The 14,553-nt window shown below is 45.4% G+C and carries 8 protein-coding genes; 4 read left to right on the top strand and 4 right to left on the bottom strand.

Annotated features, from left to right (window positions below; all coding sequences use genetic code 11):
* Positions 1-58 precede the first annotated feature (58 nt).
* A complete protein-coding gene (locus tag L5M18_RS17180; protein ID WP_028761122.1) occupies positions 59-1,627 on the top strand; it encodes a Na+/H+ antiporter NhaC family protein in 1,569 nt (522 codons plus the stop codon).
* A gap of 144 nt (positions 1,628-1,771) precedes the next feature.
* Here the strand turns inward: L5M18_RS17180 and L5M18_RS17175 are convergent, their stop codons facing one another.
* Together L5M18_RS17175 and L5M18_RS17170 are read right to left on the bottom strand one after the other, a co-directional pair.
* Positions 1,772-3,922, bottom strand: a complete 2,151-nt coding sequence (locus L5M18_RS17175; protein WP_263197920.1) for a M3 family metallopeptidase — start codon at positions 3,920-3,922, stop codon at positions 1,772-1,774.
* Positions 3,923-4,126: 204 nt separating this feature from the next.
* Complete coding sequence (locus L5M18_RS17170; RefSeq protein ID WP_263197943.1) at positions 4,127-6,271, bottom strand: multiheme c-type cytochrome; 2,145 nt, start codon at positions 6,269-6,271, stop codon at positions 4,127-4,129.
* Positions 6,272-6,812: 541 nt separating this feature from the next.
* Between L5M18_RS17170 and L5M18_RS17165 the strand changes: the two genes are divergently transcribed.
* Both L5M18_RS17165 and L5M18_RS17160 read left to right on the top strand, forming a co-directional pair.
* On the top strand, positions 6,813-7,409 hold the full coding sequence (locus L5M18_RS17165; RefSeq protein WP_028761119.1) for a thymidine kinase: 597 nt from the start codon (positions 6,813-6,815) through the stop codon (positions 7,407-7,409).
* Between the two features lie 367 nt (positions 7,410-7,776).
* Positions 7,777-10,854, top strand: coding sequence for a transglycosylase domain-containing protein (locus L5M18_RS17160; RefSeq protein ID WP_131523137.1), 3,078 nt, complete (start codon positions 7,777-7,779; stop codon positions 10,852-10,854).
* A 154-nt stretch (positions 10,855-11,008) separates the two neighbouring features.
* On the opposite strand, the gene L5M18_RS17155 is transcribed toward L5M18_RS17160, so the two are convergent.
* Positions 11,009-12,166 (bottom strand): PQQ-dependent sugar dehydrogenase, encoded by a 1,158-nt coding sequence (locus L5M18_RS17155; protein WP_263197919.1) that lies wholly within the window; start codon positions 12,164-12,166, stop codon positions 11,009-11,011.
* A 134-nt stretch (positions 12,167-12,300) separates the two neighbouring features.
* On the opposite strand from L5M18_RS17155, the gene L5M18_RS17150 reads away from it, so the two are divergent.
* Positions 12,301-13,359 carry an RNA-guided endonuclease InsQ/TnpB family protein gene (locus L5M18_RS17150; RefSeq protein WP_263197918.1) on the top strand — a complete coding sequence of 353 codons (1,059 nt, stop codon included), beginning with the start codon at positions 12,301-12,303 and terminating at the stop codon, positions 13,357-13,359.
* A gap of 278 nt (positions 13,360-13,637) precedes the next feature.
* Here the strand turns inward: L5M18_RS17150 and L5M18_RS17145 are convergent, their stop codons facing one another.
* A complete protein-coding gene (locus L5M18_RS17145; RefSeq protein ID WP_105252043.1) occupies positions 13,638-14,396 on the bottom strand; it encodes a sulfite exporter TauE/SafE family protein in 759 nt (252 codons plus the stop codon).
* Positions 14,397-14,553: the final 157 nt, after the last annotated feature.

Genomic DNA, 14,553 nt, shown 5'->3' with positions numbered 1-14,553 from the left:
TTGCCTTTTCCCACCAGTTCAGTCGCCCTCCATTCGTATTTAACGAAGATAATAATCAATGACTGTTATGAATTATGCCGATTCGGCACTTTCCTTGTTGCCGCCTGCGGTGGCTATCGTGTTGGCGATCTTGACTCGCCGTGTACTGCTTTCTTTGGGGTTAGGTATTTTAATTGGTGCTTTATTGCTCAATCAATTTTCACCTTTAGCAACGGGTGAGTTTGTATTTAATGGCGTTAAAGGGCTTTTTTGGACTGATAAAGGTCTAAATTCGTGGAACTTATATATTCTCGGTTTCTTAATTGTACTGGGAATGATCACTGCGTTAATTACCGTAAGTGGCAGCGCGCGGGCTTTTGCCGATTGGGCTCGTTTACATATACGTAATAAACGTGACGCTAAACTATTGACCATGTTTTTAGGTTGCGTAGTTTTTATTGATGATTATTTCAATAGTTTAGTTGTTGGTTCGGTCGCTCGACCTGTTACCGATCGTTATTATGTTTCCCGCGCTAAGTTAGCTTATTTATTAGATTCTACTGCGGCGCCTGTGTGCGTTATATCTCCAGTTTCGAGCTGGGGCGCTTATATTATCGCACTCATTGGCGGGATATTAACTGCCCATGGTTTTGCTGATACGGGTCATTTGAGTATTTTTATTCAAATGATCCCGATGAACTTTTACGCAATCTTCTCCTTGTTATTATTACTTTTTGTTGTCTTTATGGGATTAGATGTTGGGCCAATGCGTGAGCATGAGCTCAATGCCCAACGTGGTAATTTATACGATGAGTCTAAAGGATTACCGCCTGGGGCGAACGCGGATTTACCTGAAGCCGAAACCGGTAAGATTTTAGGTTTGTTCCTGCCGATTACCGTGTTGGTATTTGCAACCCTCTATTTCATGATTAACAGTGGCGCTCAAGTACTCGCGGCGGAAGGGATTGAATTTAATATTATTTCTGCTTTTGAGAAAACCGATGTCAGTTCATCACTTTTCTTTGGTGCATTAATTGGTCTAGCGGTTTCGCTGATATTGAATTTAGTGCAAGGCGTTGAGAAATTGATGATAGTCAAAGGTATAGTGCAGGGCGCTCGCTCTATGCTGCCGGCGATTTACATCCTGTTATTTGCTTGGACAATCGCAGGTGTGATTGGTCAACTCGAAACCGGTAAGTTTATGGCGAGTTTAGCAACAGGAAATATTCCGTTCGCGTTTTTACCCGCCTTAATGTTTGTGCTAGCAGGTATTACCGCGTTCTCAACCGGTACTAGCTGGGGTACGTTCGGGATCATGTTGCCGATTGCTGCTGATATGGCGATGGGAAGTCACACTGGCATGATGTTGCCTATGCTTGCCTCTGTGCTGGCGGGTGCTGTATTTGGCGATCATTGCTCGCCAATTTCCGACACGACTATCTTGTCGTCTACGGGCGCCAGTTGCCACCACATCGACCATGTGGTAACCCAGCTACCTTATGCACTCATTGCGGCGTTTATTAGCTTAGTGGGTTATGTGGCACTTGGATTTACCGAGTCTGTTGTCGCGGGTTTAGTTGCTTGTAGTGTGGCATTTGTGATCAGTATTATCGTACTTAAAATCAAATCTAAAGGCGCAATTAGCTAGACGTTAATTGAAACCTTTCACTGCAAACGTTCACGTCAAATAAGTCAAAATAAATCAGCCAGCATTATGCTGGCTGATTTTTTTGGTTAAGGCTGAGTTTGTCTTTATCTTTAGCCTACCGCATTAAGGCTACCAACTCTTAGCTTAGCGTGCTTGATCTAGACCGCGGCGTTTAAGTAAGCCTTCCGTGGTTGGCTCTTGTCCGCGGAAGTTTTTGTAGGCGTCCATTGGCGCTATGCTATTACCCACTTCACGGATCGTTTTGCGGTACTTCATGCCGATTTCACGATTGAGCCCGCCTTGGGTTTGTACATAGGCAAACGCATCCGCCGCTAAAATCTCACTCCACATATAAGCGTAATAACTTGCCGAGTAACCGCCGGGGAAGGCATGGGCAAAATAGGTCGACTTATAACGCGGAGGTACGGCACTAATGTTTAAGCCGTGCTTTTTCAGGGCATTGGCTTCAAAGGTTGGTACATCTTGCAGCGGCGTATCTGGGCTTAATGAATGCCATTCCATGTCTACTAATGCGGCGGCCATGTATTCTAGAGTGTCAAAGCCTTGGTTGAAGCTGCCAGATTTCAGTAGTTTTTGCAGCAGTTCATCGGGAATGGGTTTGCCCGTTTCATAGTGTTTCGCGTAGTTCGCTAACACTTTTGGATGGGCGGCCCAATCTTCTTCAAACGTCGATGGGAATTCGACAAAGTCGCGTGAAACCGAGGTGCCCGCCAGACTTGGATAAGTCACTTTAGAAAACATGCCGTGGGTGCCGTGACCCATTTCATGGAACATAGTAGTGACTTCGTTATAGCTGACGAAGGTGGGTTCACCTTCGGGCGCTTTCTTTATGTTCATCACGTTGACGACCACAGGTTTAGTGCCTTCGAGGAAGGATTGACCGACGAACGAACTCATCCAAGCGCCACCACGTTTACCTTCACGGGCAAAATAGTCGGCGTAGAAAATGGCCATGCTTGAGCCATCGGCATCAAACATTTCGTAGGCTTTCACATCGGGATGGTAAACCGGTAAATCTGGGCGTGGTTTTAAGGTGACGCCATAGAGTTCTTTGAGTGTGTAGAATACGCCGTCTTCGAGCACACGGTTAAATTCGAAGTATGGGCGGATGCTATTGGCATCGAGGGCGTATTTTTCTTGGCGGACTTTCTCGGCGTAGAATTCCCAGTCCCATGGCGCCAGTTCAAATTTGCCGCCAGTCTTGTCGATCATAGCTTGAATATCGGCCGCTTCTTTCTCTGTATTAGCGACTACGGCTGGCACCATAGAGCCAAACATACTGTAAACCGCTTCTGGCGTTTTGGCCATTTGCGGCGCTAGGCGATAACTCGCCCAGTTTTCATAACCTAATAGGGTGGCGCGCTCAGCGCGCAGTTGCGCTAAACGAGATACCAGCGACGCAGTTTCGTTTTCACCAGTTAAGCCACGGTTCGCTGAGGCTTCCCAAATATGCTGGCGTAGCTCACGGTTTTCCAGTGATGCCAACACAGGTTGGCGAGTGGTGTTGGTGATGTTAATCAGATACTTGCCATCGTGACCTGCCGCTTTGGCATCGTTCGCGGCTGAAGTGATTTCACCGTCGGTTAATCCAGCAAGTTCACTTTTTGAATCCACCAGAACGGCGATTTCTTTGGTTAAGCGCAATAAACGCTGAGAGAACTCATTCGTTAGTGTTGATTGTTCTTCATTTAACGCGCGGATTTTAACTTTTTGTTCATCGGTAAGTTTAGCGCCAGCCATGATAAAGCGTTGGTGATATACCTCAACCAAACGTACGGCTTCTGGGGTTAACCCTATGTTGGTACGGTCGTTATAGATGGCTTCAATACGCGCAAATAGCGTTGGGTTTAAGTTGATATTATCTGAGTGGGCTGCCATTTTGGGCGCCATTTCGCCTTGGATTTTACGCAGTTCTGGATTGCTATTCGACCCTGCTAAATTATAAAACACGCTTGATGCACGGTTGAGTAGGGCGCCGCTTTTCTCCATAGCCACTATCGTATTATCGAAGGTTGCTGCTGCCGGATTATTGGCTATTGCGAGAATTTCTTGGTACTGCTCTGCCATGCCTTGCTCTAGGGCTGGCGCGAAGTGCTCATTCTTAATGAGGCTAAAATCAGGGGCTTGATATTGCAGGTTACTGGCTTGGAACAGCGGGTTTTGGGTTGGTACCGAGATAACGTTAGGTGCTTTAGTTTCTGTGCTGCTGCAACCTGCCATGAATCCGGCGGTGAGAGTGGCGCCGATGGCGATGGCAATAAAACTTTTACGCATAATTGAGTGACTTCCTTTGAATTGTTGTTTTTTTAGGACTGTAACGTTAGTAACTTAAATAGGGCTGAAAATGGCTTGTTATCGGGTAATGTCTAAGTAAAAAAGGAGCCTCGCATTAGCGAGACTCCTTTGGCTATTTCCTTGCAGGGAAAATAGGTACCGCTTTTTACTTACTTCTTAATCACGCGATGATGAGATGATTAATTAGCGAGTAAACTTGTGGTATTTATCAATACCAGAACTTCTACCTGTGTCATGACATACTGCACAGGATTCAGAGGTCGGTTGTTTAAACCAGTCAGCAACCTTTGGTATGCTGATTTCACCACCGTTGCTTGCCATATGCGCCTTAGCTGAATCGCTAGTGTGGCAGGCATAACAGTTAGCGGTGACTGGGCTTGTCATTTTGTTGCTACCTTGTTTTTCAAGGATATATTGATTTGGCACTTTACCTAAATCAATCGCTTTTTCGTGACAGGCAACGCAGCTAGTAGAGGCTTCAATTACACTTGCGCTGTTAGCTGTGATTACACGGTTGCCATCTTTGTCAGCAACGACTTCACCCACTTTCGCACCATTACCCCAGTGCCAGCTGTGTACCATAGGACCAAAACCTGCGCCTAGTGCAGCTGAAGTACGTTCCATGCCGTTGTCATGGCAGGCAATACAAGCTTTACCACCTTCATCGAAGGCACCATTTTTGTGGAACGCAGTGGCATCGTTGTGACAAGTAGTACAACTGTTATCGCTAACCACTGAGCGGCGGCCAAAGGCTGAGACTTTTGCACCAGTCGTTGGGTTAACAACGTCAGAGTAAGCGGTGAAAGATATGCCCATAGAGCCATCATAACCTGTCGCTCTTAGCTTGCCATCACTGTAATAACGAGCATTTCCATCATATTCCATCCAACCAGCGGTACTGAATGTTACGCGGGCAGAATAAACATAGTTAGCATTTACTGCGGCCGTATCGATGTTAGAGTGGCAAATGTTTTTAGTGCCATCGGTGTTATAGCCATAGAAGTAGTTAGTGCGGTTACCAGGGCGTCCCACTAGGCTGCCATTTTCATAGGAATGTAAATAGGCACCTGCATAGACGATTGGTTTAGCGGCATTAAACACTAGAGGGTTTGAGTAGTTGAACTTATCTTTAATATTGAAGATGTTACCATCAACATCTTTAACCGTTAATGTAGTACAAAAGCCTTCTTCTGCAGGCACTGTAACTGGGTTAGGCCTATTACTACCAGTGCTACTCCAGTCTTCTGCAACGTGGTCAGCTTTTGTAGATATATCAGCTACTTTAACAGGCGTAGATAGACTTACTTTGTATTTAGCACGAATGGCTTGGCGTTCTGTTATACCCGCTTTGCTTTCGTGCATAATGCGTAAATCCGCACCATCACTTGGGAGAATAGCCCCAGGTACGCCACCACTGTCATGGCAATCAATACAACCTGGTCCAGCTACGTTTATGTTTTTAGGTGCTTCAACGTGACAAGATGTACAGTTTTGTACTGAAAAGTCTTTAGTAAAATCTTGGTGATTGATATGACCTATTTTTGAAAGTGTATTGGTTGCGTAACCACCGATAGAGAAACCTTCGGCATTTTTCACGCCTTTGCTTACAGAACCGTGACAGACTAAACAGCCTTCAACAAAGGTTACCTCACCTTCCATGCCTTGAGCTACATGACTTGAGTGTTTGCCATTGCCGTTTGCATAATCGATGTGACAAGAATAACAAGCTTCAGTGGTGGTAGAGAAAGCACCTTCAGGCTTATTTACCACTAGTTCAGCAGAACTTGCAATGCCTGTGGTTTTATCGCCACCGACTTTTAACCAAACAATCCCTTCAGTGCCAACATTAACACCTAGCATTGGCGCACTGAATGTGTAATGCCCATCGCCTAGTGTGGTCAGTACAGCACCTTCTGTTGCTTGAGAGACTGCACCACCAATATGCACATTATCCTCTTTACCATCAATTGCACTTTCTGTGCGATTATTGATAAATCCTTTTTCGGTTAATGCGGCGACCTTAGCTTGAACGGCAACCAATCCATTGATTGGGTTGTTATTTTCATCTGTAATTTCAAATTCGTAAGTGGTACTGCCTTCGCCAAAGCTATAGTTGATCACTTTGACGTTAGTCATAGTAGAACTGGTGACAGGGGGCGGTGTTCCTGGCTCACCGGGTGTTCCTGGCGTACCAGGTGTTCCAGGGATACCGGGCGTTCCTGGTGCTCCATCCACACCATCTTTACCATCATCGCCACAGCCAACAAGGGCGCCAGTTAGTGCTAAGGCAACTAAATATGCCAGTTTTCTAGAGGTGAAAATTCTCATCATAATCTTCATTTGATCCAATATGCGAATAAAGGACGGAGTGGAGCACTAAAGTTTGCAGGGTAGATTAGTGCTTTGACCGTTGGTCTCAATTTGCAAGCTATCGAATACTTTTCTTTTTTTAATTGAGCACGTTTTGTCTCGAATGAAATATTACTGTTAAATTTGTGTTTGTTTTTTGAGCGCAAGCCCATTTATACCTATTACTTTGGAGGTAGATCGCACTTTTTAAATTTAACTTTTACTAATTTTTCCTTATGAAACAACATTTAAGTTTCAGTTAAGCTTTCATTAACAATTGAACGGCATCGGGGCGTTTTTTATGTTTTTTGCAGGGAGGAGTATTAAATGAAGTGGACTAGAAATATTTCAGGAGGCGATTGGGGATTAAAATGATTGATAAGTTGGTGTCATTGCAGAATTTCATGATAAAAGCTTAGCGGCTGCTAGTGTTCTGATGTGAAGCGCAATGTTAGACTAGCGCTCAATTTGGCTCTGGTAGCAGACGCGTAAGCGATAACGTTTTTAAAGGGTATAAGTCTTGGCTCAATTGTATTTTTATTATTCGGCAATGAACGCGGGTAAATCCACTTCCCTATTACAGTCATCCTATAACTACCGTGAACGCGGTATGAATACTTTGGTCATGACAGCCTCCATAGATGACAGATATGGCAAAGGTAAAGTGGCCTCACGTATTGGCATTGAAACCGAAGCACAGGTATTTAGTAGCCAAGATGATTTAACTCAAATGATTAGCGATGTGCATCAAGCTACGCCATTAAGTTGTGTGCTTGTGGATGAGTGTCAGTTTTTGAGTAAAGAACAGGTTAAGCAGCTGACGCATGTGGTCGATAATATTGATATTCCTGTACTCTGCTATGGCTTAAGAACGGACTTTCAAGGCGAACTTTTTAGCGGCAGTCATTATTTATTAGCTTGGGCTGATAAATTAGTTGAGTTGAAGACTATTTGCCATTGTGGACGTAAGGCTAACATGGTGGTGCGTCTTGATGGTGAAGGCAAGGTGATGCGCGAGGGTGAGCAAGTGGCGATTGGTGGTAATGAAAGTTACGAGTCTGTCTGTCGCAAACATTTTCGTGAATTTATCTGGGATGCGCATGAATATGTGGGATGAGGCTTCGTTAATAGTGTGATTATTGAGCGACTCATTCTTTTTGTGCGACTTAAATTAGCTCGTTTTGTTTTTAAGTCATACTGTCTGTTGCCTTAAGCGCTGAAAATACCTTGATATCAACAAATTAATATTTGGCAAAATGTACTATCAGCTTAACATTAGTATTGATTAGTGGCGGTTGTGGGTCACAGGCACCCTTCTTTACAGTGAAGTTAGGTTTGATAAAGTGTGGAACATAATGGGTACTAAGACTAATTAATAGAGCCGGATAATGGCTAGATGAGTTTGATATCTTGCTTTACTGAGTGGCAACGGATTTGCTGAGTTGCATGAAAGATGAATATTTTAGTGTTTTTTTGGAGCTGTTTTGCCTAATTCCACATCAGAGATGAAGTTCGAAAATTATCGTCCTCGTCCACCACAACCTGAGCCTAAAGCTAAGGTTAAGCCGCCGCGTAAAGCCAGATCAAAGGGCAGGGTCTGGTTCTTATTTTTTATTCTGATTTGCTGCGCTGCATTGCTGATTGGACTTGAGGTTAAAACTTCGTTTTACCAAGCAAAATTCATCAATCAATATGCTAAGACGCTCACCTATGAATTAGAAAGCTCACCGAGCCAAGCGGTTATTTATCCTAGTTATGGTCCTTTTGATGAGCGCCATGGCTACAGTAAGTTACCTCAGTATATTGATAGGTTATTGCAACGGAATTTTCAGGTAACGCAACAAGTGGCGTTTTCGCCAGCGTTGCAGGAATACGCTCAACTTGGATTTTTTCCGCCTTACCATGAAAAGGCTCAATCTGGGTTGACGCTGCTCGATTGCCGCAATACTGATTTATACGAATTTGCCTATCCTAAACGGGTTTATCAGGACGACGATAAGATCCCCAATGAAATCGTTAATACTTTACTGTTTATTGAAAACCGCGAGTTATGGACGACGGAAGAGAAACTCAATCCGGTGATCGACTGGCCACGTTTTGTGGTGGCTGGCATGAGCCAAATTGCTGAAATGGTTGGTATGAATGTCTCTACCGCGGGTGGCAGTACACTCGCGACTCAGATTGAGAAATTCCGCCATTCTTCCCAAGGTTTAACCTTGAGTATTAAAGATAAGTTACTGCAAATTGGCTCGGCCAGTGTGCGCGTGTACCAACAAGGTGAAAACACTGAACCTGCTCGTAAGCGCATCGTTCAAGATTATCTGAATACCGTGCCATTATCTTCGGCGCCAAATCATGGTGAAGTTCATGGTATTGGTGATGGACTGTGGGCGTGGTTTGGTACCGATTTCGATACTGCAAACAAGCTGTTAGCATCGCCGCAGATCAAAGGTAATGCCACCAAGCGCGGACAAGTATTCCGACAAGTGGTTGCCTTGATGATCGCCCAACGTCGTCCGTCCTACTATCTATTACAAGGTCATGAAGATCTTGAAAACTTAGTCGATAGCCATATCCGTTTACTCGGCCAGTATTATTTGATTGATCGTGGTCTACGTGATGCTGCACTCGCGCAGAAATTGCAGTTTAAGGTCGCCAAGCCGCAGCGTAATACCCAATCTGGCGCAGATAAGGGCGTGAACACAGTTCGCATTCGCACCGCTGGCATGTTAAATGTGGGGCTGTATGATTTAGACAGGCTTGATTTGACGGTCAATAGTAGCTTACACAGTGACTTACAGCAGAAAGTCAGTCACTACTTACGCAGTCTGGCGCAAGTGCCTACCGCGGAGCAAGTGGGTCTGCTTGGCGAACGGTTACTCGACCCAAGCCAACTGCAAAACGTGCTGTATAGCTTTACGCTTTATGAGCGCACTGATACCGCCAACCGAGTTAGAGTGCAGACGGATAGTACTGATCAGCCTTTTGATATTAACGAGGGCAGCAAGTTGGAATTGGGCTCAACCGCTAAATTGCGGGTGATGGCGACCTACTTAGAAATCATTGCCGAGATCCACGACAAGTATTCCAAGAAACATGGGATTGAATTGGAATCCATCATTATCGAACCTAGGGATCATTTAACCCGTTGGGCGATTGATTACTTGATTTTGAATCCCGACAGACGTTTAGACCGCATGTTAGATGCGGCGTTACAGCGAGAATATTCGGCCTCAACCAGTGAACAATTTTTTACCGGTGGTGGGTTGCATGTATTTAATAACTTTAAAAAAACAGAAGATTTAAAAACGCCAACACTTTACCAAGCCCTGCAGGATTCGGTTAACTTGCCGTTTGTGCGTCTCATGCGCGATATCGTGAATTACAGCAGTAGTATGCAAAACGAGGGCAATATGGCCCAGTTGCTGCGTAATGATAAAGATCCGCGCCGTGACGAATATCTGCGGGTATTTGCTGATAGAGAAGGTAATACCTTCGTTACTAAGTTTTATCGCAAGTACAAAAAAGTGGCTGCGAATGAGCGTTTCGACATGTTTTTTGACGGTTTGTCCCAGTCGGAGCAGCAGTTGACGGCGGCGTATCGCTATTTACTGCCCGATGAACCTATGGCGGCATTTAAGGCTTTCTTGAAGCAAAGACTGCCACAGGTAAGCTATACCGATGGTCGTATTAAGAGCTTATATAACAAGTACGGTCCGGATAAATATAATTTGCCAGATCAAGGCTATATCGCACGGGTGCATCCCTTGGAATTGTGGGTGCTGGATTACCTTAATCATAATCCTGATGCCAACTTGAACGATGTTAAGCAGGCGAGTGAAGCACAACGTCAAGAGGTTTACCGTTGGTTGTTTAGGACGCGGCATAAAAACGCCCGTGACGTACGAGTGCAAGTGATGCTTGAAGTTGAAGCCTTCCTTGACATACATCAACGTTGGGCGCGTTTAGGTTATCCCTTTGATTCTATGGTGCCATCCTTAGGCTCAGCACTGGGTAGCTCGGGTGACCGACCCGCAGCCTTAGCCGAGCTGATGGGCATTATTCAAAACGACGGCTATCGTTTGCCCACAGTGCGTATCAATCAGCTGCATTTCGCCGCAGATACGCCCTATGAAGTGAGATTGCAGAATCAGAACACCCAAGGTGAGCGGGTAATGCGCCATGAAGTAGCACAAGCCTTAAAAGCAGCGCTGGCGAACGTAGTGCAAAACGGCACCGCACGTCGTTTAAAGGGCATTTTTACCGATGAAAAAGGTGGCATGTTAGCCATAGGCGGGAAAACCGGCACCGGTGATAACCGTATTGTGACTCAGATGCAGCAAGGTAAAAAAGTGGCGACTACGGCGATGAACCGCACTGCGACCTTCGTGTTTTATCTAGGTGACAAATACTTCGGTACTTTGACCGCCTTCGTGCCCGGCAGTAAATCCGATGATTTTAGTTTTACTTCGGCGCTGCCATTGCAGGTGATGAAGGGCATGATGCCTATTTTAGCTCCCTATGTACAAACCGAGCAGGGCATGTGTGTGGTGAACGAATAAAGGCATGAATTAATAAGTGCCACGCCAACGACAAAGAGTGTTCCAGATGAACACTCTTTGTCGTTTTAAGGCTTAAATTCTCTATCGATTGAGTTTATTGCTGTGGTTAACATGGGTTAGTTAAAGCACTGTGATAAAAGTGCAGCGATTAAGATTACTGCGGCGATAACTGGTAAATTTTTGATTTAGCTTCATCGGTTACGAGATAAATCAGTCCATCTGGCCCTTGCACGACTGAGCGTAATCTTTGCCCTAATTCAGTTTTCAGCAGCCGTTCTTCTTTAATTATCTTGTCGCCATCAAGCACTAAACGCACCAGTGTTTTTTCCTTTAGGCTGGCGAGTAACAGATTATTTTGCCACTGTGGAAATTTATCACCTGTGTAAAACATAAAGCCCGCCGTGGCAATCGACGGAACCCATTTGTAGACGGGTTGCTCCATTCCCGTTTTATGGGTACCTTCGCCGATGTTGCCGCCGCCATAATTCTCACCATAGGTAATCACTGGCCAGCCATAGTTTTTAGCCGCTTGGTCGATATTGAGTTCATCGCCGCCCTGGGGGCCATGCTCGCCCGTCCACAATACTTTGCTGGTGGGATTAATGGCCGCGCCTTGCATATTGCGATGACCGATAGACCAGATCTCGGGTAAGGCGCCAACCGTATTGGCGAAGGGGTTATCCTTAGGCACTGAGCCATCGGCATGAATACGCACCACTTTGCCTAAATGATTGTCTAATGTTTGTGCGCTATCTTTTTCGCTATAGCGATCACCGAGTGTGATAAACAGTGTGCCATCAGGCGCCCACACTAAACGAGATCCAAAATGGTGGCCGCTGTTGACTTTAGGTTGTTGACTAAAAACGCGGGTGAGATTTTCAAGCTTGTTACCATTGAGCGTGGCAAAACTGACCGCTGTGCTATTGAGCGTATCACCTTCAGCGGGTTCTGAATAACTGAAATAGATTTTTTTGCTGCTTGCAAAATCGGGCGCAAGCACGACATCAAGTAAACCACCTTGACCTTTGGCATACATAGGCGGTAAACCCGTTAAGGGTTCACCCACTTTGCCTGCGGTGCTGACAATGCGCATTCTGCCGGCGCGTTCAGTCACGAGCATACTGCCGTCGGGTAAGAATGCCATACCCCAGACATTCTCTAACCCTTGGGCTATGGTTTTTACCTGAATATTACCCGTTTCCGTTTTGACGCTAATGGTCGCTGCGCTAGCGGTTTCGGTGTAAATAGCCGGTGAGCATGCAATAAGACACAGGGCAAGATTTAAGGTGCTTAGTTTCAAGGTCTTTGGCATTAATTTACCGATCTGCGCGGAATGCCCCGAACTTTTAGGTCGGGGATGAATAGCACAAGCAGCGTAGCTGCTTAATTAATCTTATTCGTGAAATATTGCTTGATTTTGTAAAGTACACAAGGCATCTTAACTGCATGAAAATTATCAAGACACTTAAAGTAAGAGTGAAAGATAATCACGCATTTGCACTGAGTCGACAGGCTAAAAGTGTCAATTTCGTTTGGAATTATCTTAATGCACTCAGCCACCGCACTATCAAAGAGCGAGGCATCTTTATGTCTGATTTTGACATGCAGAAATACACTAATGGATCAGGCAAAGAACTTGGCCTGCACAGCCAAACCATTCAAGAAATATCCAAAGAATACGTCATTCGCCGAAAACAGTTCAAAAAATCACGACTTAACTGGCGAAAATCCGGTGGCGCTAAGCGCTCGCTTGGCTGGGTGCCCTTTAAATCCGGCGCCGCCACTTTCAAAAACGGTCAGGTGTGTTTTAATCGCCAATATTTTAAGGTGTGGGATAGTTATGGGTTAAATAACTATTCCTTTAAATCCGGTTCATTTAATGAAGACGCTCGTGGTCGCTGGTACTTCAACGTGGTTGTCGAGGTAGATGTACCACAAAGCACCGGTAAAAGCTCAGTAGGCATTGATTTAGGCTGTAAACAAGCCGCAATGGACAGTAATGGCAACGGCGTGACTGGGCGTCATTATAGAAAGCTACAAGCTAGGCTTGGCCTGGCGCAACGCGCCAGAAATAAACGTAAAGCCAAAGCCATTCACGCTAAGATTAAAAATCTTCGTCATGATGATTTACACAAATACAGTCGCAAACTCGCGAATGAGAATGCGGCGATTTTCGTTGGCAACGTCAATTCCAAAGCCTTAGCAAAAACTAAAATGGCCAAGTCCGTTTTAGATGCAGGCTGGGGAATGTTAAAAAACATGCTGGAATACAAGTGCAATCATGCAGGCATTTTTTTTGAAGAAGTTAACGAAGCTTACACAACCCAGCGATGCTCGTGCTGCGGGGAGATCCCCGCAAGCAGTCCGAAAGGTAGAACATCGCTTGGAATAAGAGAGTGGGCATGCAGTCTATGTGGGACTGCGCATGATAGAGATATCAATGCAGCAAAAAACATTCTCGCGGTCGGGCTAGACCGTCTTGCAGAAGAAAAGGTCGCAGCCTAACGGTTGTCCTAGTCTTTGAGCTGTAATGGCTCTGAGAATCCCCTTGCTTCAGCTGGGGGAGAAGTCAATCAGTCTCAAGGTCCTCAGCTTCAAGGTCATCAGTTTCATCGCTATCCTTAATCACAGTGTTCTCCTATAGGATGGATCAGAGTAACAAGTCAGTCACATAAGGGCAATTTATCGGCGAGACCTTGTATCGAAAATTCGTCTGTCCAGCTTTTATGAGTTTAAGCTTCACAAATCAAAAGCCTAACGTATGAAAACTAACGCATGAAAAACTAGCGCATGAAAAAGCCTAAGGCCATTGCTAAACCGACGATCACAATAAAGCCGCGTAGCAAGGGCTGTGAAATACGGTAGGCCAGCGCCGCCCCCACATAACCACCGACAATCGCCATAACGGCAAGCAGTAACAGATATTGCCCATCGATAACATTGCCCGCGGCATAAACCACAACGGCGATGGCGGTGAGCAGGGCTGAAATCAGATTTTTAAGTCCGTTCATCCCATGTAGATTGGTTTGCCCCATCAGGCCAAAGCTTGCGAGTAGTATGATGCCTAAGCCACCATTAAAATAACCGCCATAGATACACACAGCCGACAGCATTATCAGTGCCGTTATCGGACTTAACATTGGCGTAGAGGTGTTTTCGCCTTGCTCAGCGATTCTTCGTTTGAGCAACCAAGGGCCAACAATAAAGGCCGCGGTGGCCAGTAGAATCAGCCAAGGGATCAGCTTTGCGAAGACTTGCTCGCTGGTGGTCAGCAAAATACCCGCGCCAATACTGCCGCCAATTAAAGCAATTAAGATCAGATTTTTAAGGCTAAGACTCGCCGGATATTCGATATCCTTTCTAAAACGCCATGCGCTGGCGATATAACCAGGCAGCAGCGCGGCTGTCCCCGTGGCATTCGCCGCAATCGGTGGAACCCCGACAAACACTAACGCTAAAAGGGTAATAAAACTGCCTCCACCGGCAACTGCATTGAGCATGCCGCCTAAAAAGCCCGCGAGTGCAATAATAAGCCAGTCCATAGATACCGCTCCTTTGGACAATGAGAGAGTTAAACAGAGCGCTAAAAATGTGTCTGTTATTATGAGTCAATCTAAGCACTCACCCTAACATGATGATTTCGATATTGAAAGTCGCGTAATGATTCGTTACATATCGCCATTCGTGAAGGTGAAAATA

The sequence above is a fragment of the Shewanella sp. SM20 genome (genome assembly GCF_025654545.1).
Lineage (GTDB): Bacteria > Pseudomonadota > Gammaproteobacteria > Enterobacterales > Shewanellaceae > Shewanella > Shewanella oncorhynchi.
The sequence above is the reverse complement of the archived record's forward strand: the minus strand, read 5'-3'. Positions and strand labels throughout refer to the sequence as shown.